The sequence below is a fragment of the Sphingomonas sp. PvP056 genome, from assembly GCF_040549155.1.
Lineage (GTDB): Bacteria > Pseudomonadota > Alphaproteobacteria > Sphingomonadales > Sphingomonadaceae > Sphingomonas.
Window position 1 is genome coordinate 343,167 of sequence record NZ_JBEPST010000002.1, and the last position, 19,612, is coordinate 362,778.

Below are 19,612 nucleotides of genomic sequence, written 5' to 3' on the forward strand. Positions count from 1 at the left end.
GGGCTGAGCGAAGTCGAAGCCGGCGTGAGACGCAAGCTTCGACCCCCAAGGCGAATCAGCCGCCCTGCAGCTTCTTCAGGATGCTCATCGCCTGCTCCGCGCCACTCTGCGGGGTCAGCTCGCCGGTACGATCCGTAATCTCGGCCCAGTGCGCCGCGATGCCCTCGGGCGAGAGATCGTCGCCGGTCAGCAACTTGCCCTGCGTCAGCGTGACATAGGAGGCCTGGAACACGCCCGCGCCCGCGCCGACGATCATGTTGGTCGGCGCATCCTCCGACACGAGATACAGCGCCGCGGGGGCGACCTTCTCGGGCGCGAAGGCGGCGAACGCTTCGGCGGGGAACAGGTCCTCGGTCATCCGCGTCCCCGCGGTCGGGGCGATCGTGTTGACCTTGATGTTGTTCTTGGCACCCTCGATCGCGAGCGTCTTGGTCAGGCCGGCCAGACCCAGCTTTGCCGCGCCGTAATTCGCCTGCCCGAAATTGCCGAACAGCCCGGTCGACGATGCGGTCATCAACAAGCGGCCATAATTCTGCGCGCGCATCGTCTCCCACACCGCCTTGGTGACGTTGGCCGAGCCGTTGAGGTGAACATCGACCACGAACTCGAAGTCGGTGGGCTCCATCTTGGCGAAGCTCTTGTCGCGCAGGACGCCGGCGTTGTTGATGACGATATGGACGCCGCCCCAGGCCTCCTTCGCCTTGGCGACCATCTCGACCATCTGCGCATATTCGGTGACGCTGCCGCCGTTTGACATCGCGGTACCACCGGCGGCTTCGATTTCCTCGACGACCTTGAGCGCCGCATCGCTGTGGCCGGTGCCGTCGCGCGATCCGCCGAGATCGTTGACCACGACCTTCGCCCCGCGCTTTGCGAGTTCGAGCGCATAGGCCCGGCCGAGGCCCCCGCCTGCACCGGTGACAATCGCAACCTTGTCGTCGAAACGGATGGTCATACTGGCTCCTCTAATATCGCTGGAGCGCGTCCTAGGCCAATGCGCAGAGCGCGCAAGGGCGGGAATCCCGCGGATCCGCCCCGATCTGCGCCAAACCTAAGACACGAAAAAGCCGACGCAGGGACTTTCCCCTACGTCGGCCTTGGTCGATCGCGGTGGCGGCGCGTGATGCGCCGCCGGTACGATTATTTACGCTTGCGGCGCATCGTCGCCTTGCGCGAACCGGTGCCGCGCTTGTCGATGCACTGATCCTTCACCGAGGCCGAGCATGCCGGATAGTCGGCGGTTGCCGGCATCGGCGCTGCTGCGGCCGGGGCTGCCATTGGCGGCTGGCCACCCTGGGGTGCCATCGCCGGACCGCCTGCGGGGGCGGCGGGCTGTGCCATTGCGGGGTCGGCTGCCGGAGCGGCCGGTGCTGCGGGCGCCATGGCCGGGTCTGCCGGAGCCTGCTGCATGCCGGGCGCGCCTGCGGGCTGCGCTGGGGCGGGCTGCTGCATCGACGTGTCGGCGGTGGTCGGGGTGGTCTGCGCGAGGGCAGGCATGGCGACCGTGGCAGCAAGCGCTGCGAGCATCGTGAACTTCATATCGGGACTCCTGCAAACAATGGCAGCATTGCGTACTGCACGACCGGACAAACGCGCATGTCCGGTCATGGCTCCCAAAATTCTTACGCTCCCGAATCGAGTGCGTAGCCTGCTGACCGAACCGTGCGAATGATATCGGGTCGATCGCCGCGATTGATCGCCTTGCGCAGGCGACGGATATGCACGTCGACGGTGCGGCTTTCGATGTCGCTATCATGCCCCCACACCGCATCCAGCAGCCGCTCGCGCGAGAAGACCCAGCCGGGATGTTCGAGGAAGTGCTTGAGCAGCCGGAATTCGGTGGGCCCAAGCGGAATGACCTCGCCCGAGCGACGGACCTTGTGACCGACCGTGTCCATCTCGATGTCGGAATAGGTCAACTGTTCGCCTGCGAGCGCGGGCCGCACGCGCCGGAGCACCGCACCGACCCGTGCGACCAGTTCGCGCGGGGAGAAGGGCTTGGTGACATAATCGTCCGCGCCGGTCTCGAGCCCGCGAACGCGGTCCTCTTCCTCGCCGCGCGCGGTGAGCATGATGATCGGCACGTTCGCGGTTTCGGGCATCCGGCGGAGGCGGCGGCACACTTCGATCCCCGACAACCCCTCGACCATCCAGTCGAGCAGGACGATGTCGGGGGTGTTCTCCTTCGCCAGCAACAACGCCTCCTCGCCATCGGGCGTTTGGGCAATCTCAAAGTCCTCGCGCTTGAAATGCCAGATCAGCAGTTCGGCCAGCGCCGCATCATCTTCAACCAGCAACATTTTCGCGCGCGCCATGGCGTGTATTCCTTCAAGCGGTCGGCGTTAAATAGGAATTCGGTCCGCGATCACGTTCGGCCATGTGCGTGCCGGTCGCCGAGAAATAGACCATCTCGGCGACGTTGGTGGCATGGTCGCCGACGCGTTCCAGGTTCTTGGCAACGAACAGCAGTTGCGCGACCTGACCGATCGTCTTGGGGTTTTCCATCATGTGCGTGACGAGCACGCGGAACAGGCTGTTGTAGAAATCGTCGACCTGCCGGTCGCGCGCACAGACTTCCTCCGCCGCCGCCGCATCGCGTGCCGCAAAGGCGTCGAGCGCGTCGTGGACCATCTGCACCGCAAGCACCGACATGGCGGGCAGCACCGACAGGGGTTCGATCTCGCCGTGGCTTTCGATCGCGGGGACGCGCTTGGCGATGTTCTTGGCGTAATCGCCGATCCGCTCGACCACGCCCGCGATCTTGAGCGCGGCGACGACTTCGCGCAGATCGTCCGCCAGCGGCGCACGCAGCGCGATGATTCGCACCGCGAGCTGTTCGACTTCCATCTCGAGCGCGTCGATCCGCTTGTCGCCGTCGATGATGCGCCGCGCCCCCTCCAGGTCGTGAAGCCGCAACGCTTCCATTGCGGCGCCGATCGCCTGTTCGGCGAGCCCGCCCATCTGCGCGATAAGCCCGCGCAACTGCCCGATGTCGGCGTCGAAGGCTTTGACCGTATGTTCCATGCTGCCCATTCCGTCCCGTCTCAGCCGTACCGACCGGTGATGTAATCCTTGGTGCGTTCCTGCCGCGGATTGGTGAAGATGTCCGAGGTCGCGCCATATTCGACGACCGTACCCAGGTGGAAGAACGCGGTCCGCTGCGATACGCGCGCGGCCTGTTGCATGTTGTGCGTCACGATCACGATTGCATAGCGGCCATTGAGCTCGTGGATCAGTTCCTCGATCTTGGCGGTGGCGATCGGATCGAGCGCGGAGCACGGTTCGTCCATCAGGATCACTTCGGGATCGACCGCGATCGCGCGGGCAATGCACAAACGCTGCTGCTGCCCGCCCGACAATGCGGTGCCGCTGTCGCTCAGTCGGTCCTTGACCTCGTCCCACAACCCCGCGCGGCGCAGCGACTGTTCGACGATCTCGGCCATCTGCGTCTTGTTCGCGGCAAGCCCGTGGATGCGCGGGCCGTAGGCGACATTCTCGAAGATCGACTTGGGGAAGGGATTTGGCTTCTGGAACACCATGCCGACGCGCGCGCGAAGCTGCACCACGTCCATCGACGGGTCGTAGATATTCTCACCGTCCAGCGTGATGTCACCCTCGACCCGCGCGTTGGGGACGGTGTCGTTCATCCGGTTGAGCGTGCGCAGGAAGGTCGATTTGCCGCAGCCCGACGGGCCGATCAGCGCGGTCACATAGCGTTCGTCGAAATCGAGCGACACGTCGTCGATCGCGCGTTTCGCGCCATAATAGACGCTGACCCGTTTTGCGGAGATCTTGGGTTGGTTGGGAATGTTCACCAGCGGGTCTCGAACTTGTTTCGGAGGTAGATCGCAAAGCCGTTCATCGCGAGCAGGAAGACCAGCAGGACGATGATCGCCGCGCTCGTCTTCTCGACAAAGCCACGGTCGATCTGGTCGGACCACAGGAAGATCTGCACGGGCAGCACGGTCGAGGGGTCGGAAATGCGGCCCGGGGGGGCGGAGATGAACGCGCGCATCCCGATCATCAGCAACGGCGCGGTCTCGCCCAGCGCGCGCGCCATACCGATGATCGTGCCGGTCAGGATGCCCGGCAGCGCAAGCGGCAGCACGTGGTGGAACACCACCTGCACCGGGCTCGCGCCGATCCCGAGGGCCGCATCGCGGATCGACGGGGGCACGCCCTTGATCGCGTTGCGCCCGGCGATGACGATCACCGGCATCGTCATCAGCGCAAGCGTCAGCCCGCCGACGATCGGGGCCGAGCGCGGAAGGCCCATGGTGCCGAGGAACACCGCGAGGCCGAGCAACCCGAAGATGATCGAGGGCACCGCCGCCAGATTGTTGATCGAAACCTCGATCAGATCGGTCCAGCGGTTCCGCGGCGCATATTCCTCGAGATATAGCGCAGATAGTACGCCGACCGGGAAGGCGATCAGCAGCGTCACGACCATCGTGAACAGCGAGCCCTTGAAAGCCCCCCAGATCCCCGCACGCGTCGAATCGTTCGAATCCGACGCGGTCAGGAACGGCCAGTTGAACCCGGTCGAGAGCGCGTCGCGCGCCTTGAGCTGTGCAACGATCGCTTCGTTTGCCGGGCTGTCGGCGCGTTTCGCGGCACTGTCGATCGCCTCGGACGCGGGCACCCAGACGATGCTCCGCCCGTTCATGATCGCAGGATCGCGCTTGATCGCCGCGCGTACCGAAAGCCACGCACCGTCCGACAGCAGCGTCGCGCCGTCCTTGCCGAAGGCTGCGACGGCGGCGTTGTCGGTGGCGTCCTCCACGCCCGCGGCGGCAAGCGCGAGATCCGCACCCGGCCCGCGCAACCGCGCCGGATCGAGCACCAGCCCCGCCCGGGCAAAATCGACCGGCAGCGCGATCCGCGTCTGCACGAAGCCGCTTGCGCCATTGTAGACCATCGTGACGAGCAGGACCGCGAGGAACCCCGCGGACAGCACGACCGCGGCGAGCCCGAGCAGCCGGAACCGACGTTCCGCGGCATAGCGCTGACGGATGCGGCGCTGCATCGACTGCGTCCGCCAGTCGGTCGGCGCGCGCTCGTCGGGTTCGGCGGCACCGACCGGGAGCTGGGCAACGAGGGTTTCACTCATAAGCTTCGCGATACCGTTTGACGACCGTCAGCGCGACGATGTTGAGCAGCAGGGTGATGACGAACAACGTGAGTCCCAGCGCGAAGGCGGCGAGCGTCTTCGGGCTGTCGAACTCGGCTTCGCCGGTCAGCAGGTCGACGATCTGCTTGGTCACGGTGGTCGCGCTGGCGAACGGGTTGAGCGTCAGCGTGGCGACGCCCGATGCGGCCATCACCACGATCATCGTCTCGCCAATCGCGCGCGACACCGCGAGCAGCACGCCGCCGACCACGCCCGGCAATGCAGCGGGGAGCAGCACGCGGCGGATCGTCTCGGACGAGGTCGCGCCCATCGCAAGGCTGCCGTCGCGCATCGATCCAGGTACCGCGGCGAGCGAATCGTCTGCCATCGAGGAGACGAACGGGATGATCATCACCCCCATCACCAGCCCCGCGGCAAGCGCGCTCTCGGAGCTCGCCCAGGTCACGCCGATCGACACCGCCAGATCCCGCACCGCCGGCGCCACGGTCAGCGCAGCGAAATAGCCGTAGACGACCGTCGGCACGCCCGCGAGGATCTCGAGGATCGGCTTCATCCAGCGGCGCGCGGTCGGCGTCGCATATTGCGTCAGATAGACCGCGCTCATCAGCCCGAAGGGGATCGCCACGATCATCGCGATCACCGCGCCGATCAGGAACGTGCCCCAGAACAACGGTACTGCGCCGAGCGTCGCGCCCGGATCGGCGGGGTCGATCACCTGCGGGCTCCAGTGCGTCCCGAACAGGAAGTCGGTGATCGGCACGATCTCGAAGAAGCGCCACGATTCGAACAGCAATGACGCAACGATCCCGACGGTCGTCAGGATCGCGATCAGCGAGGCGGCGAGCAGGCCGCCCATCACGAAGACCTCAACCCGTGTCCGTGCGCGGAAATCGGGGCGGACCCGCGTATAGGCAAACCCGCCGGTCGCCACCACGAGCAACAGAGCAACGGCGGTGCCGATCCAGTCAATCTGTCCCTGCGCGACCGCATAGGCGGGTGCCAGCTTCTCGGCGAGCGGGTTAAACGCGCCGAAACTGTTGCCCGACGCCAGGCTGCGCGCTTCGGACAGGATTGCGGCGCGGTCGAACCCGGGGGGCGGCAATTGCGCCGCGATCGGATCCTGCAACACGCTGTTGGTGACGAGCGCGGGGGACGTCCACGCCCAGATCGCGAGGAATAGCGTGGCGGGCAGGATCGTCCACAGGGCGACATAGCCGCCGAAATGCGATGGCAGCGAACTGAACCGCGCGGTGCTGCCGCGCCGGAACGCGACCGCACGCATCCGCGCGGTCAGCCAGCCGATCAGGCCGAGTCCGGCAACAACCAGGAAAAGGGCGAGTAAGGACACGCGTCAGGCTCGATCTTGGGCTGGAGGACAGGTCATTTGAGTTGCGACGGCAGAAGCAGCGTAGCGTTCTTTACGATCTCGGCATTGCGTTTGCGAACGTCTTCGGGCGCGGCGATCAACCCTTTGGCCGCAAGCGGGCCGCCCGGCTCCCACGATGTTGCGTACAAGGCGAGAAACTCGCGCAGCCCCTTGATCGCGCTCAGGTGCGCCGCCTTGACGTACAGATACAGCGGTCGCGACCCCGGATAGGCACCGCGCGCGATCGTCTCATAGGTCGGCTCGACCCCGTTGAGCGGGACGCCGTTCAGCTTGTCGGTATTCCGTTCGAGGTACGAATAGCCGAAGATGCCGATCGCATTGGGGTTGGACTGGAGCTTCTGGACGATCAGATTGTCGTTCTCACCCGCGTCGATATAGGCCCCGTCTTCACGGATCGCGGTGCAGCCCTTGGCGAAGGCGGCGGCATCCTTTTCCTTGACCGCGGCCATCTCGGGACGGACCGTCTCGCACCCGCGTGCCAGCACCAGTTCGGCAAATGCGTCGCGTGTGCCGCTGGTCGAGGGGGGACCATAGACCTGGATCGGGATCGCGGGCAGCGCCGCATTCACGTCCTTCCACGTCTTGGCGGTATTGGGGCGCCCCTTCGGTGCGGCCGCGAGCGCGCTGTACAGGTCGACTGCGGTCAGCTGTAATTTCGGGCCGGTCTTGGCTTCTGCAAAGGCGATGCCGTCGAGGCCGATCTGGACTTCGATGATTTTCGAGACGCCGTTACCGACACACGTCTTATACTCGCTCGCCTTGATCCGGCGCGAGGCGTCCTCGATGTCAGGGTAGGCCGCGCCGACGCCGGCGCAGAACAGCTTCATCCCCCCGCCGGTCCCGGTTGCCTCGATCGCGGGGGCCTTCATGCCGGGCGTGCCGTTGACGAGACGTTCCGCCACCAGCGTGGTGAACGGGAATACGGTGGAGGACCCGACCACGGTAATGTGGTCGCGCGATCCGGCACCGCCGCCATTCGCCTGATCCTGGCATGCGCCGAGCGAACCGATCGCCACGGCAGCCAGAATAACGCCGCCGACCTTCGCAAACTTGCCGTGCTTCCGGTTCATCATGATTCCCTACGGTCAACGATTCGCATGGCGGAAGGCTGGTGTCCTGAACCGCTTACCATCGTCGCACGCTGCCTCTGTGACGTTCACGTTACCGTTTGATGACAATAGCATCGGAAAGCCCGTTCGTAGAGCGCACAGCTGCGGAGGGGGGCGGGCTGGTCTTCGCATGCGGTGGAAGCATGACGGTGACTGTCGTGCCGGTGCCGACGGTGCTGGCAACGTCGAACCGGCCACGGTGCCGCTCGACGATGTGCTTGACGATCGCGAGGCCCAGTCCGGTCCCGCCCGCGGCGCGGCTGCGGCCCGGATCGACGCGGTAGAAGCGTTCGGTCAGGCGCGGCAGGTGTTCGGGCGCGATTCCTTCGCCTTCGTCGGCGACGCTGATCCGCACCATGCCGAGCCGGTCGCTCCACAGCTTGACCGTCACCGGGGTTCCGGCGCGGCCATATTTCATCGCGTTGCCGATCAGATTGTGGAGGATCTGGCTCAGCTGCGCGCGATCACCCGCCACCGCGGGCACGCCGAGGTCGAGATCCGCGACGATGTCCGCGCTGCGTCTGGCTTGCGCGTCGAGCAGTTCGGATCGCACTTCCTCGACCAGCTCGGCGAGATCGACCGCGCGATCGGGCAGGCGGTATTTCTCCGCCTCGATCCGGCTGAGCGAAATCAGATCCTCGATCAGGCGCTGCATCCGGCGCGCTTCGTCGAACATGATCTTGAGAAAACGGCCCCGGACCTGCGCGTCCTCGCCTGCCTTGTCGTCGCCGAGCGTCTCGATGTAGCCAAGGATCGACGCCAACGGCGTGCGCAGTTCGTGGCTGGCGTTGGCGACAAAATCGACCCGCATCCGTTCTGCCGCATAACTGCCGGTCCGGTCGATCAGGTGCACGATCCGCTGGCCGTTGGTGGCGGGGGTGACGTGCATCTCCCAATGCTGGTCGCGCGCCCCGAGGCCGACAAGGTTGGTCGGCCCTTGCGGCGTGCTTGCGAGCGGGCTCGCGAGCCGTTCGGCGGCGCCCGGATGACGGATCGCGACGCGCACGTCCTCCCCGACGATGTGATTGCCGAGCAACCCGGTTGCCGCGGCATTGGCATGGGTCACCAACCCTTCGGCGACGATCAGTACGGGGCCGAGGACCGCCTCGATCACTTCCTGCAGGTGCGGCACGGGGGCTTGCGGCACGACTTCGGGTGGGCGCGGGGATTCGATCGGCTGGTCGCCGGTCCCGGTCGCGACCAGCGCGGCGGCGATACCGCCGACGAGCGCGATGATCGCCGCCTGGAGATTCCATTCGAGTAGGAATACCGCGACCGCCGCGATCACGACGAGCCCGATGGCGGTAACCGTGCGTGTCCCGAACCCTTGCAGCATCGGAGTGCCTTAGCGAGTGTTGCAGGCGGGCGGAAGCGAACAGTGCAGCGTGCGGCTGTACAAGCTGGGGGAAGCCACCGGGCCTGCTGGCATGGCTTTTGTGGCCCGGGCTGCGCCAGCGCGGCGCGGCCCCGGCGTCAGGCTGCCAGGCGATCCAGCGTCGGGATCAGGTCGTCGAACGAATCGATCACCGCATCCGCACCCATTTGCTCGACCGGCTCGAGCAGGAAGCCGAAGCTGACCGCGATGCCCGGGATGCCCGCATTGCGGGCCGCCATGATATCGTAGATCGAATCGCCAACGAACGCGGCGCGACCGCCGCCCGAGCGCCGGATCATCTCGTCGATCGGCGCGCGGTCGGGTTTGGACAGGCCGGGGCCGAGCGTGTCGCCCCCGATGATGCAGGCAAACCGGTCGATCAGACCCAGGTCCGTCAGTAGCCGGGTCGCAAAGGATTCGAACTTGTTGGTGCACACCGCGACGCGCACGCCGCGTTCCGCCAGCGCGTCGAGTGCCGCCACCGCACCGGGGAAGCGGCGTGTATGCACCGAGAGGTGATCGCCATAATACGCGAGCATCCGCTTGTAGAGCGCGCGGAACGCGTCCGCGTCGATCCCGCCGGTCGCTTCTAGCCCCTGGGTCAGCATGTGTTTTGCGCCGCCGCCGACCATCGTCTTGACCTGCGCGATCGTCAGCGGGGCACGGCCCACCGACGCGAGCGTGTCGTTGACCGCCGCGGTCAGATCGCCGCTGCTGTCGACCAGCGTCCCATCGAGGTCGAACCCCACGATATCGAATGAATTCTTCGTCATGACGGCATGACTGGCAGGGTTGCTATGGAATTGGCAAGACGGTCGTGGCAGTGCTTCGGGGATGAACCGTCCCGTTGCCGCAATCGTCCTTGCCGCTGGCAAGGGCACCCGCATGAAAAGCGACCTGCACAAGGTCCTCCATCCGATCGCGGGGCGGTCGATGCTGCTCCATCTGGTCGACAGCATTGCCGCGCTCCACCCTGCGCGGACCGTGGTGGTGACGGGGGCCGGGCGTGAGCAGGTCGAGGCGGCGGTCGCCCCGCTCGGCATCGCCACCGCGCTGCAGGCCGAACAATTCGGTACGGGGCATGCGGTCGCGCAGGCCGAGGCGGCCCTTGCCGGGTTCGATGGCGACGTGCTGATCCTGTACGGCGACGTGCCGCTCGTCTCGACCGCGACGATGCGCGCCATGCTCGACCGGCTTGCCGCGCCGGATGCGCCAGCAATCGTCGTGCTCGGCTTCCGCCCCAGCGATGCCGGGGCCTATGGCCGCATCATCGCGCATGACGGCGTGATCGAGAAGATGGTCGAATATAAGGACGCGACCGACGCCGAACGCGCAGTCGACCTGTGCAATTCGGGGCTGATGGCCGTGCGCAGCGAAGATTTGTTCGCGCTGCTCGCACGCGTCGGGAACGACAATGCGGCGGGGGAATATTACCTCCCCGATATCGTCATACTCGCCGCCGCCGATGGCCGCCGGTCCGCGGTGATCGAGACCAGCGCGGGCGAAGTCGCGGGCGTCAACAGCCGCGCCGAACTCGCTGCAGTCGAGGCGGACTGGCAGGTGCAGCGCCGCGTGCGCGCGATGGCCGAGGGCGCGACGCTGATCGCGCCCGAGACGGTGTGGTTCGCGCATGACACGCAGATCGGTCGCGACGTGGTGATCGAACCCAACGTCTTCTTCGGTCCGGGTGTCACGGTTGCCGACGGGGTGGTGATCCATGCCTTCAGCCATATCGAGGGCGCACGGATCGGCGCGAAGGCCGAGGTCGGCCCGTTCGCGCGATTGCGCCCCGGCGCGGTGATGGGCGAGGCGTCCAAGATCGGCAATTTTGTCGAGATGAAGAAGGCGGTGCTCGGCGCGGGTGCGAAGGCGAGCCACCTGACCTATCTGGGCGATGCCGAAGTAGGCGAGGGCGCGAACATCGGCGCGGGCACGATCACCTGCAATTACGACGGCTTCTTCAAGTACAAGACGGTGATCGGCGCTGGCGCGTTCATCGGATCGAACTCGGCGCTGGTTGCGCCCGTGACGATCGGCGCGGGCGCTACCGTCGGAGCAGGATCAGTGATCACCGCCGATGTCGAACCCGACGCGCTCGCACTGGTGCGGCCGCAGCAAGTCTCCAAGTCCGGATGGGCCAAGCGCTTTCGCGACGCGATGATGGCGAAGAAAGCTGGCAAGTGATATCACGCGATGATATCTATCGGTAATGGCTAGCAGGACCCTGGTTTCGCTCGGCGACGATCGCATTGCGCGGCTCGATCGGATCGCGGCCGAGCACGGTCAGTCGCGCGCTGCGGTGATCCGTGACGCGGTTGATCGGCTGATCGAGAGCGACGCGCAAGAGGGGGATCGGCAACGGCGACTGGCGGCGTTGCGCGCCGGCTTCGGGGCCTGGAAGGATCGCACCGACATTGGTGACGCCGTTGAATGGCAGCGGCGCGAACGCGCGAGCTGGACCCGTCCATGGGACGACGATTACGAAGAGGTCAAAGCCGAGTTTCCCGATCTCTTCGACGCGGAAGATGATCGTCAGCGCGCGATCTATCTCGATCAGCTTCGGGGCGTGCAGCCGTCGCCAAAATCGTGAGCGCCACGTCGTTCGACAGCAATATCCTGATCGATGCACTTAACGGCAACGTGTCAGCGCAGCGCGAGCTCGAGTCGGTCGACGATCGGTGGATCAGTCGGGTGACGTGGATCGAGGTCATGTCCCGGGTTGACCAGATCACGATGCCGCGAACGAAATTGCTGCTGGAGGGGTTCCTGATCGATGAGCTCGATATTGCGATTGCGACACGCGCGGCGGAACTGCGCAATGAGCGCCGGCTGAAGCTTGCCGACTCGGTCATCCTCGCGTCAGCGCAGGTTCACGGACGCATCTTAGTGACCCGCAATACCAAGGATTTCCCGGCCGACATGCCGGGCATCCACATCCCCTACACCCTCTAAGGTCGAGACAAGCACATGTGTGGCATCGTTGGCATCCTGAGCACCGAAGACGTGGCGGACCGTCTGCTCGACGGGCTCAAGCGGCTCGAATATCGCGGCTATGATTCCGCGGGGATCGCAACCGATTTCGACGGTGCGATCGAGCGGCGGCGCGCTTCGGGCAAGCTGATCAATCTCGCGAACGAACTTGCGGCGCACCCGCTGCCCGGCAAGACCGGGATCGCGCACACCCGCTGGGCGACGCATGGCGGCCCGACCACCAACAACGCGCATCCCCACGCGACGGGCGAAGTCGCGGTTGTCCACAACGGCATCATCGAGAATTTCAAGCCGCTCCGCGATGAACTGATCGCACGCGGGCGCACCTTCACCAGCGAGACCGATACCGAAGTCGTTGCGCATCTGATCAGCGAGAAGGTCGAGGCGGGGCTTGGCCCGATCGAGGCGGTGCGCGAAATCCTGCCACGGCTCCACGGTGCGTTCGCGCTCGCAATCCTGTTCCGCCAACACCCCGATCTGCTGATCGGTGCGCGGCTCGGCTCGCCGCTGGTCGTCGGGCATGGCGAGGGCGAGATGTACCTCGGCTCTGACGCGCTCGCGCTCGCGCCGCTGACGCAGCGGATCGCGTATCTCGACGAGGGCGACTGGGTCGTGCTGACGCGCGACGGCGCCCAGGTTTATGACCGCGACAACACGCCCGTCGAGCGGCCGATCACGATCTCCGGCGTGACCGGCGATCTGGTCTCTAAGGGCAACCACAAGCATTACATGCTCAAGGAGATTTACGAGCAGCCGATCGTCGTCGCCCAGACGTTGCGCTCGTACCTCCAGCGGATGGAGGAGCGCGTGACGCTGCCCATCCCCGAGTTCGACCTGTCGACGATCAAGCGCGTCACGATCGTCGCCTGCGGGACGAGCTTCTACGCGGGCATGGTCGCCAAATACTGGTTCGAACAGTTCGCCCGCGTGCCGGTCGATCTCGATGTCGCGTCCGAATTCCGCTACCGCGCGCCGGTGATGGAGGAGGGCGGTCTCGCGCTGTTCATCAGCCAGTCGGGCGAGACCGCGGATACGCTCGCGGCGCTGCGCCATGCCAAGGCCGAGGGGCAGACGATCGCGGTCGTCGTCAACGTGCCGACGAGCACGATGGCGCGCGAAGCCGACCTGTTGCTGCCCACCCATGCCGGTCCCGAGATCGGCGTCGCCTCAACCAAGGCGTTCACGTGCCAGCTCGCGGTGCTCGCGGCGCTCGCCGCCAATCTCGCGCGTGCCAAGGGCAAGCTCAGCCCTGCCGAGGAGAAGATGATCGTCAAGCACCTCGCCGAAGCGCCCGCCGCGCTCAATGGTGCGCTCGCCTATGACGAGGCGATCGAGGCGATGGCGCATCACGTCGCGGTCGCGCGCGACGTGCTGTATCTGGGCCGCGGGACGGATTACCCGCTGGCGCTGGAAGGCGCGTTGAAACTGAAGGAAATCAGCTACATCCACGCCGAAGGGTATGCCGCAGGCGAGATGAAGCACGGGCCGATCGCGTTGATCGACGAGAATGTCCCGGTGATCGTCATCGCCCCCTCGGGCCCGCTGTTCGACAAGACTGTCAGCAACATGCAGGAAGTCCAGGCGCGCGGCGGCAAGGTCGTCCTGATCTCGGATTACGACGGTATCCAGGCGGCGGGCGACAATTGTCTGGCGACGATCACCATGCCCAAGGTCCACCCGCTGATCGCCCCGCTGGTCTATGCGGTGCCGGTGCAGTTGCTCGCCTATCACGTCGCGGTCATCAAGGGGACCGATGTCGACCAGCCCCGCAACCTCGCAAAGTCGGTGACGGTAGAATGAGCACGCCCCTCGTCGCCGGGATCGAACTCGGCGGAACCAAGGTCATCTGCGTTCTCGCCAGCGGACCCGACGATGTCCGCGACACGGTGACGATCCCGACCACGACCCCTGCGGAAACGATGGACGCGGTCGAGGCCGTGCTTGCGCGCTGGTCGGGTTATGAAGCGCTCGGCATCGCGAGTTTCGGTCCGGTGTCGCTCGATCCGGCCGATCCCAGGCACGGCTTTATCACCGCGACGCCCAAGCCCGGCTGGTCGGATACCGACGTCGGGCAGCGACTGGCGCGCGTCGCCGGCGTCCCGACCGGTTTCGACAGCGACGTCGCGGGCGCGGCGCTTGGCGAAGGGCGCTGGGGGGCGTCGCGCACCGTGGCGGATCATGCCTATGTCACGGTCGGGACCGGGCTCGGCGTTGGCCTGGTGCTCGGCGGGACCCCGGTTTCAGGGCTTACGCATTCCGAACTCGGGCATATTCGTCCGGTCCGGCTTCCCGGCGACACCTGGCAAGGGTCATGCCCATTCCACGGCGACTGCCTCGAAGGTCTGGCGTCGGGCACCGCGATCCGCGCCCGCGCGGGAACACCTGCGCAGGACATCGCGATTGGTGATCCCGTATGGGACGGCGTTGCGCACGCGCTGGCGCAATTGTGTCACACGCTGGTTCTGACCGGGATACCACGTCGCATCGTTATGGGTGGCGGTGTGATGGTCGGTGTTCCGCATCTGTTCGCGATGATCCAGCACAAGCTCGCCGAGAGCCTGGCGGGATATGGCAATGCGCGTGGTCTGATGCCGTTCGAAGCCTTTGTTGTTCCAGCGGAACTTGGCGGCATGGCCGGTCCGCTGGGTGCGATCGAGCTGGGCGTACGGGCACTGAGCAAGGGGTCGAGCTTCAGAAATTGTTAACCCAGTTTGCGTAGCAGGAACAAAAGGTGCATCGCGCCTTTTGTCTTGTGAGATGGTGTCCGATGCGAATTCTGATCGTCGATGACGAACCGGCCATGCACGAAAGCTATCGACGCAGTTTTACCTGTGATGACAGTGGTATGGCCGCCACCCTTGGGGAAATGGCTGCGGAATTATTCGGGGACGATTTGGCCCCCGATACCGTCGAACACGGACCTGCGTTCGAGCTGACCTTCGCGCTGCAAGGGGCGGAAGGCGTGTCTGCGGTTGCCGATGCGATGCGCGACAAGAAGCGCTTTGCGGTGGCGTTCATCGATGTGCGCATGCCGCCCGGAATCGACGGCCGCGATACGGCACAGCGCATCCGTGCACTCGACCCGGACATCCACATCGTCATCGTTACCGGCTATTCGGACTTCACACCGACCGAGATCGCGCGGGTCGCCGGGCCTCCGGACAAGATCTTCTACATCGCCAAACCGTTCGAGGTCGCAGAGGTCCAGCAGATGGCGATCGCGCTCGGGCATCGCTGGGAAGGCGACCGGGAACTGACTGCCGCGCGCGAGACGCTGGCGGCGCAGGTGCGGCAACTCGAAGAGCAAGGCCACGAACTCGCGGCGAACGAAAGCCGGGCGATGCATCTCGCCAACCACGATTCATTGACCGAAGCGCCCAACCGTCTGGCGTTCCGGCGCGCACTGAGCGACCGTGCCAAGTCGGGGGCGCAGTTTGCCGTCGCGATGGTCGATCTCGACCGGTTCAAGCTGGTCAACGATACGCTCGGGCATCTCGCCGGCGATGAACTGATCCGCACGATGTGCGCGGTGTTGCAGCGCTCGATACCGTCGGGCGGAATGGTCGCGCGGCTTGGCGGGGACGAGTTCGGGCTGTTGTTCGACACCGCCGGGACCGATGCCGCCGAACAGGATTGCGCCCGGATCGCAAAGGCGTGCGCATCGACGTTCAAGGTCCTGGGCCATTCCGTGCAGGGTGGCGCATCGATCGGCCTGATCGCAACCGAGCCGGGCGAATCACGCGATCCGGTCGATCTTATGCGCCGGGCCGACCTCGCGCTTCACGATGCCAAGCGCGACGGTCGGGGGATCGTTCGGGTCTATGACGACGGGATGGACGAGACGATCCGTTTGCGTCGTGCGATCGAAACCGGACTGTCTGGCGCGATCGCGCGCAACGAACTGTCGCTCGCATTCCAGCCGATCGTGGAGCGGGAGCAATTGGAGATCGTCGGGTTCGAGGCGCTGTTGCGCTGGGAGACCGATACGCACGGACCGATCGGGCCCGAAGTGTTCGTGCCGATCGCCGAGGAATCCAACCTGATCCACGAAATCGGCGACTGGGTGGTGCGTGAATCGCTCAAGGTGCTTTGCGAGTGGCCGACGCAGTATGTCTCGGTAAACTTCTCGCCGCGCCAGTTCCGGCGGCACAATTTCGTCGCACGGTTGATCGAGGAAGTGCAGCGCGCTGGCGTCGATCCGACGCGGTTCCAGATCGAGATCACCGAAACCGCGATCTTCGACGATGCCGACCGGGCAGCGGACACGCTCTACAAGTTGCGCCAGATGGGCTTCCGCATCGCGCTGGACGATTTCGGGACAGGCTATTCGAGCCTCTACAACATCCGCAAGTTCGCGCTCGATTGCCTCAAGATCGACCGCAGCTTCATCGACGGCATGGGCCGCGAGCGCGAGAGTGCGGCGATCGTCCAGTCGATCATCCATCTCGGGCGTGCGCTGGGGCTGGGCGTGGTCGCCGAGGGCGTGGAAAGCGAGGCGCAGTTGCAGGCGCTTCGCGTCGCGGGCTGTTCCCACATGCAGGGGTTCCTGTTCAGCCGTCCGGTTTCCAAGGTGTTCGCACGGCAGATCGCGCTCACGCGCTACATGGTCGACAACGGCCCGCCGCTTCCGCCCGAGAAGCCCGAGTTGCTGTTCGGAGGCAGCACCGTACCGCAACCATGAGGTCCGCCCTCGCCCGGTGGATTCGACGACGCACCCGGGCATCGCGGGCTTCGCGGGCGCTTGCGGCGAAACTTGTCGCCATCCTGACCGGGGTCGGACTGATCGGGGCGGTCTTCCTGATCGCGGTTCTGTCGAGCGTCATCATCCCGAGTTTCAAGTCGCTCGAGGGCAAGTCGATCCAGGTGGAAATGGACCGCACCCGGACCGCGCTCGAGGCGGTGTCACGCACGGTCGAACTCAAGGCGCGTGACTTCGCCGAAGATGCCGCATTCGCACCGAACCGCGCGCAGGCTCGGCACATCTTCGACGATCGACAGGTGGATGGGATCGCCTGGCTGGGCGGCGCAGAGAATGAGACGCCTGACGGAAACGGCAGCGTCCAATGGCGATCCGGCGACGGGCGGGCAATACAGCGGGCCTTTGCCGATGCGATACGACCGCTCCCGCTCGACCGGCTCGTGGGGGTCAACCGGTCTGCGCACTTCTACCTGAGGCTGGGGAAGGCGGTCGCGGCCGTGGGGGTCGTGCGGATATCGGGCAAGGACAGTCGCACCCCGCCGCATTTCGTCCTGCTAGCCCGCCGTCTTTCGCCGACCCTGTTGTCGGAAGCGTCGCACCTGCCGACGCGGGTCGATCTCGACAGTACCGCAGATGGCGCGACGACCGAGGCGACGCGCACCGCCATGCACATCGTCGTACCGATCCGCGGACCTGACGGACAAGCGGTTGCGGGTGCCGCGTTCACCGTGCGCCGGGAATTCGCGGTGCTCGGTCAGCGGATGCTGCTGCTCGCGGTCGCGGGATCGGTCGTCCTGTTGCTGCTGCTGTTACTGGCAGTGCGATGGCTGATCACCACGCAGGTGCTTCGCCCGCTCGCGCGGGTGGAGCGTCACATGAAGACGGTCCAGCGTTCCGGTACGCTGGCGCTGTTACCTGGCCCGATGTCTGCCGATGAGATCGGATCGCTTGCCACCAGCTTCAACGCGATGTTGCGGCAGTTGCACGATTTGCGGCAGCAACTTGAGTCGCAGAATTTCGCGCTGGGCAAAAGCGAGAGCGCCACCGCGATGCTGCACAACGTCCGTAATGCACTTACCCCGGTCAGCACGATTCTGAGCCGCGCAAGCACGCAGACCGCGCCGGTCGATCTGGCACTGCTCAACCGCGCTGTCGCGGAACTGGCGAACGATACGGTTGCGCCCGCGCGCCGGGAGAAACTGGCGGCGTTCGTCGCGACGGCGGTCGCGGCGGAAGTGCAGGATCGCACCGATCGTCATCGTGCGCTGCTGGTGGCGCGCGAGGCGATGGGTCAGGTGCTCGAAATCATCGGGCAGCAGCAGCGCGCTGTTCACGAACGCCCCGAAATGTCGCCGTGCGACGTGACCGACATCATCGCGCGTAACGCGACGATTGCGCGCTATTCCGGCAGCGTGTCGATCGCGGTCGGTTTCCCCGCGCAACCCTGTCATGTGCTGGCGAGCCGGATCATCCTCAGCCAGGTAATCGGCAATCTCTTCGCGAACGCCGCCGACGCGATCGCGGCGCACGGGACCGGCAGCGGCAGCATCCGGGTCACGATCGAACAGACCGACGACATGGCCCAGATCGTGATCCGCGACGATGGCGAGGGGTTCGCGGCTGGCGCGGCACCCAACCTCTTTCAGCGCGGCTATTCCACCCGGCAGCACAAGGTCGGGGGGCTTGGCCTGCACTGGTGCGCCAACGCGATGCAGGCGATGCAGGGGACGCTGCGGCTCGACAGTGCGGGGCCGGGGCAGGGGGCGGTCGCGACGCTATCGCTGCGGCTGGCACCCGATGAAAGCGATGCTGCTTAACCGGCAGGTTCCTCTGTCGCCCCTGCGTCAGCCGGGTCGAAACGGCAGGATGCTCTCATAGGTCGCCAGCGGCAGCGCTCCGCGAATGAACCCGCCGTGGCGCAACACGAAGGTATGCCGCACGATTTCCGCCTGCTGCTCGATCCCGTAACGCTTGAGCGGCAACCCTGGACGGATCGCATAATCATAGCGGCAGAACGGATGGCGCACGAGCGGCAGGAAAATCCCGCGTTGAGTCTGCCAGATGTGCGTCAGCTCATGGATCAACAGCCCCTGCGCATCGAGATTTCCGCACGCGAAATCATCGTGGTAAAGCGATCCCTTGGGATGGAAGCAGATGCATCCGGTGGGGGCCATCACCGTCTCGCGCGGCTGGAAGAACGCCCATTTGCGCTGCGTCAGCCGCACTTTTGCGTAATCGATCGCATCGCCGAACACACTGCGCGCGAGCGTTACTTCGCCGCTGGTCAACGTCCGCTTCGGTGCCCGTGCCACGCTGTCGTCTCAGTCCTTGAACACGGGAGCAGACGCGCCCGGCGCGATCGTCGGCACGAGCGCGTCGATCCGCCGCCCGTCCGAGAAAGTGAACGTCAGCGTGATCGGACGCCCGGGTTTGATCCCCGGGTTCATGTCGAACAGCATGAGGTGTTTGCCGCCGGGTTTGAACTCGGTCGTCGACAGTGCGGGGATCTTGAGGTCGCCGAGCGGCTTCATCGTCGACATGCCGCCCGCCGTCATCGATTCATGCAGTTCGCTCTTGACCGCGACCGGGCTGTTGACCGCGATCAGCGTCGTTGCGGTCGGCCCGCCATGGATCGTGAAATAGCCCGCGGACGGGCGGCTCGGCATCGTGCCCAGCCGGACATAGCCGTGATCGACCTTGAGTTCGGGCGGCGACTGACAGCCGGCAACCGCAGCGCACGCCAAAACCGCAAAAAACCGCACGTTCAAATCTTATCTCCCGCATTGGGAACCCAAAGGCGTCTCTAGGCGTGCGAAAATCTTGCGACAAGCAAAAGCCCCCCTATATCGCTGGAGTAACGGGTCGTGCCGCTCAGTTCGAGGGCACGGCTGAACGTCCATTTTTTGACTGACGGGGGCCC

Annotated in this window: 19 protein-coding genes; 7 read left to right on the forward strand and 12 right to left on the reverse strand. The window is 65.5% G+C overall.

The annotated features are described in order from the left end of the window. Nucleotides 1-55 precede the first annotated feature (55 nt). The 10 genes from ABIC17_RS05865 to ABIC17_RS05910 all read right to left on the reverse strand — a co-directional run bounded on the left by ABIC17_RS05865 (nucleotide 56) and on the right by ABIC17_RS05910 (nucleotide 9,775). Nucleotides 56-955, reverse strand: a complete 900-nt coding sequence (locus ABIC17_RS05865; RefSeq protein ID WP_354279988.1) for an SDR family NAD(P)-dependent oxidoreductase — start codon at nucleotides 953-955, stop codon at nucleotides 56-58. A 185-nt stretch (nucleotides 956-1,140) separates the two neighbouring features. Continuing rightward, nucleotides 1,141-1,539 carry a hypothetical protein gene (locus ABIC17_RS05870; protein ID WP_354279990.1) on the reverse strand — a complete coding sequence of 133 codons (399 nt, stop codon included), beginning with the start codon at nucleotides 1,537-1,539 and terminating at the stop codon, nucleotides 1,141-1,143. 83 nt (nucleotides 1,540-1,622) lie between these two features. Beyond that, on the reverse strand, nucleotides 1,623-2,315 hold the full coding sequence (gene phoB / locus ABIC17_RS05875; RefSeq protein WP_010187105.1) for a phosphate regulon transcriptional regulator PhoB: 693 nt from the start codon (nucleotides 2,313-2,315) through the stop codon (nucleotides 1,623-1,625). Between the two features lie 13 nt (nucleotides 2,316-2,328). After that, entirely contained in the window at nucleotides 2,329-3,033 is a 705-nt protein-coding gene (phoU, locus tag ABIC17_RS05880) for a phosphate signaling complex protein PhoU (RefSeq protein ID WP_354279993.1), read from the reverse strand. 11 nt (nucleotides 3,034-3,044) lie between these two features. Further along, nucleotides 3,045-3,815, reverse strand: coding sequence for a phosphate ABC transporter ATP-binding protein PstB (gene pstB / locus ABIC17_RS05885; RefSeq protein ID WP_354279995.1), 771 nt, complete (start codon nucleotides 3,813-3,815; stop codon nucleotides 3,045-3,047). Further along, nucleotides 3,812-5,110, reverse strand: a complete 1,299-nt coding sequence (gene pstA, locus ABIC17_RS05890) for a phosphate ABC transporter permease PstA (RefSeq protein WP_354279997.1) — start codon at nucleotides 5,108-5,110, stop codon at nucleotides 3,812-3,814. Before pstA ends, pstB begins: the two co-directional genes overlap by 4 nt. Beyond that, on the reverse strand, nucleotides 5,103-6,479 hold the full coding sequence (gene pstC, locus ABIC17_RS05895; protein WP_354279999.1) for a phosphate ABC transporter permease subunit PstC: 1,377 nt from the start codon (nucleotides 6,477-6,479) through the stop codon (nucleotides 5,103-5,105). Before pstC ends, pstA begins: the two co-directional genes overlap by 8 nt. Nucleotides 6,480-6,511: 32 nt before the next feature. Further along, the gene (locus ABIC17_RS05900) at nucleotides 6,512-7,588 is read right to left on the reverse strand and encodes a substrate-binding domain-containing protein (protein WP_354280581.1); all 1,077 of its coding nucleotides are present in this window, start codon (nucleotides 7,586-7,588) and stop codon (nucleotides 6,512-6,514) included. A 91-nt stretch (nucleotides 7,589-7,679) separates the two neighbouring features. Further along, nucleotides 7,680-8,963 carry an ATP-binding protein gene (locus tag ABIC17_RS05905; protein ID WP_354280001.1) on the reverse strand — a complete coding sequence of 428 codons (1,284 nt, stop codon included), beginning with the start codon at nucleotides 8,961-8,963 and terminating at the stop codon, nucleotides 7,680-7,682. Between the two features lie 137 nt (nucleotides 8,964-9,100). Beyond that, the gene (locus tag ABIC17_RS05910; RefSeq protein WP_354280003.1) at nucleotides 9,101-9,775 is read right to left on the reverse strand and encodes an HAD-IA family hydrolase; all 675 of its coding nucleotides are present in this window, start codon (nucleotides 9,773-9,775) and stop codon (nucleotides 9,101-9,103) included. A 61-nt stretch (nucleotides 9,776-9,836) separates the two neighbouring features. Here ABIC17_RS05910 and glmU point away from each other — a divergent pair, with 61 nt between their 5' ends. The 7 genes from glmU to ABIC17_RS05945 all read left to right on the forward strand — a co-directional run bounded on the left by glmU (nucleotide 9,837) and on the right by ABIC17_RS05945 (nucleotide 18,509). After that, complete coding sequence (gene glmU / locus ABIC17_RS05915) at nucleotides 9,837-11,186, forward strand: bifunctional UDP-N-acetylglucosamine diphosphorylase/glucosamine-1-phosphate N-acetyltransferase GlmU (RefSeq protein ID WP_354280005.1); 1,350 nt, start codon at nucleotides 9,837-9,839, stop codon at nucleotides 11,184-11,186. 25 nt (nucleotides 11,187-11,211) lie between these two features. Next, complete coding sequence (locus ABIC17_RS05920) at nucleotides 11,212-11,592, forward strand: ribbon-helix-helix protein, CopG family (RefSeq protein ID WP_354280007.1); 381 nt, start codon at nucleotides 11,212-11,214, stop codon at nucleotides 11,590-11,592. After that, nucleotides 11,589-11,954, forward strand: coding sequence for a type II toxin-antitoxin system VapC family toxin (locus tag ABIC17_RS05925; RefSeq protein ID WP_354280009.1), 366 nt, complete (start codon nucleotides 11,589-11,591; stop codon nucleotides 11,952-11,954). The genes ABIC17_RS05920 and ABIC17_RS05925 overlap by 4 nt, the downstream gene beginning before the upstream one ends. Before the next feature lie 15 nt (nucleotides 11,955-11,969). Beyond that, nucleotides 11,970-13,793, forward strand: coding sequence for a glutamine--fructose-6-phosphate transaminase (isomerizing) (glmS, locus tag ABIC17_RS05930; protein WP_354280011.1), 1,824 nt, complete (start codon nucleotides 11,970-11,972; stop codon nucleotides 13,791-13,793). Continuing rightward, a complete protein-coding gene (locus ABIC17_RS05935; protein WP_354280013.1) occupies nucleotides 13,790-14,698 on the forward strand; it encodes an ROK family protein in 909 nt (302 codons plus the stop codon). The genes glmS and ABIC17_RS05935 overlap by 4 nt, the downstream gene beginning before the upstream one ends. Nucleotides 14,699-14,760: 62 nt before the next feature. Beyond that, complete coding sequence (locus tag ABIC17_RS05940; protein ID WP_354280015.1) at nucleotides 14,761-16,674, forward strand: putative bifunctional diguanylate cyclase/phosphodiesterase; 1,914 nt, start codon at nucleotides 14,761-14,763, stop codon at nucleotides 16,672-16,674. Continuing rightward, the gene (locus tag ABIC17_RS05945) at nucleotides 16,671-18,509 is read left to right on the forward strand and encodes an ATP-binding protein (protein ID WP_354280017.1); all 1,839 of its coding nucleotides are present in this window, start codon (nucleotides 16,671-16,673) and stop codon (nucleotides 18,507-18,509) included. The genes ABIC17_RS05940 and ABIC17_RS05945 overlap by 4 nt, the downstream gene beginning before the upstream one ends. A gap of 27 nt (nucleotides 18,510-18,536) precedes the next feature. Here the strand turns inward: ABIC17_RS05945 and ABIC17_RS05950 are convergent, their stop codons facing one another. Together ABIC17_RS05950 and ABIC17_RS05955 are read right to left on the reverse strand one after the other, a co-directional pair. Further along, nucleotides 18,537-19,004, reverse strand: coding sequence for a vgr related protein (locus tag ABIC17_RS05950; protein WP_354280019.1), 468 nt, complete (start codon nucleotides 19,002-19,004; stop codon nucleotides 18,537-18,539). A gap of 9 nt (nucleotides 19,005-19,013) precedes the next feature. Continuing rightward, a complete protein-coding gene (locus tag ABIC17_RS05955) occupies nucleotides 19,014-19,454 on the reverse strand; it encodes a copper chaperone PCu(A)C (RefSeq protein ID WP_354280583.1) in 441 nt (146 codons plus the stop codon). Nucleotides 19,455-19,612: the final 158 nt, after the last annotated feature.

Coding starts and splice junctions, on each gene's coding strand:
- ABIC17_RS05865 (WP_354279988.1), bottom strand. CDS start 955: ATGACCATCCGTTTCGACGACAAGGTTGCGATTGTCACCGGTGCAGGC.
- ABIC17_RS05905 (WP_354280001.1), bottom strand. CDS start 8,963: ATGCTGCAAGGGTTCGGGACACGCACGGTTACCGCCATCGGGCTCGTC.
- glmU (WP_354280005.1), top strand. CDS start 9,837: ATGAACCGTCCCGTTGCCGCAATCGTCCTTGCCGCTGGCAAGGGCACC.
- glmS (WP_354280011.1), top strand. CDS start 11,970: ATGTGTGGCATCGTTGGCATCCTGAGCACCGAAGACGTGGCGGACCGT.
- ABIC17_RS05900 (WP_354280581.1), bottom strand. CDS start 7,588: ATGAACCGGAAGCACGGCAAGTTTGCGAAGGTCGGCGGCGTTATTCTG.
- ABIC17_RS05945 (WP_354280017.1), top strand. CDS start 16,671: ATGAGGTCCGCCCTCGCCCGGTGGATTCGACGACGCACCCGGGCATCG.
- phoB (WP_010187105.1), bottom strand. CDS start 2,315: ATGGCGCGCGCGAAAATGTTGCTGGTTGAAGATGATGCGGCGCTGGCC.
- ABIC17_RS05940 (WP_354280015.1), top strand. CDS start 14,761: ATGCGAATTCTGATCGTCGATGACGAACCGGCCATGCACGAAAGCTAT.
- phoU (WP_354279993.1), bottom strand. CDS start 3,033: ATGGGCAGCATGGAACATACGGTCAAAGCCTTCGACGCCGACATCGGG.
- ABIC17_RS05870 (WP_354279990.1), bottom strand. CDS start 1,539: ATGAAGTTCACGATGCTCGCAGCGCTTGCTGCCACGGTCGCCATGCCT.
- ABIC17_RS05910 (WP_354280003.1), bottom strand. CDS start 9,775: ATGACGAAGAATTCATTCGATATCGTGGGGTTCGACCTCGATGGGACG.
- ABIC17_RS05920 (WP_354280007.1), top strand. CDS start 11,212: ATGGCTAGCAGGACCCTGGTTTCGCTCGGCGACGATCGCATTGCGCGG.
- ABIC17_RS05935 (WP_354280013.1), top strand. CDS start 13,790: ATGAGCACGCCCCTCGTCGCCGGGATCGAACTCGGCGGAACCAAGGTC.
- pstA (WP_354279997.1), bottom strand. CDS start 5,110: ATGAGTGAAACCCTCGTTGCCCAGCTCCCGGTCGGTGCCGCCGAACCC.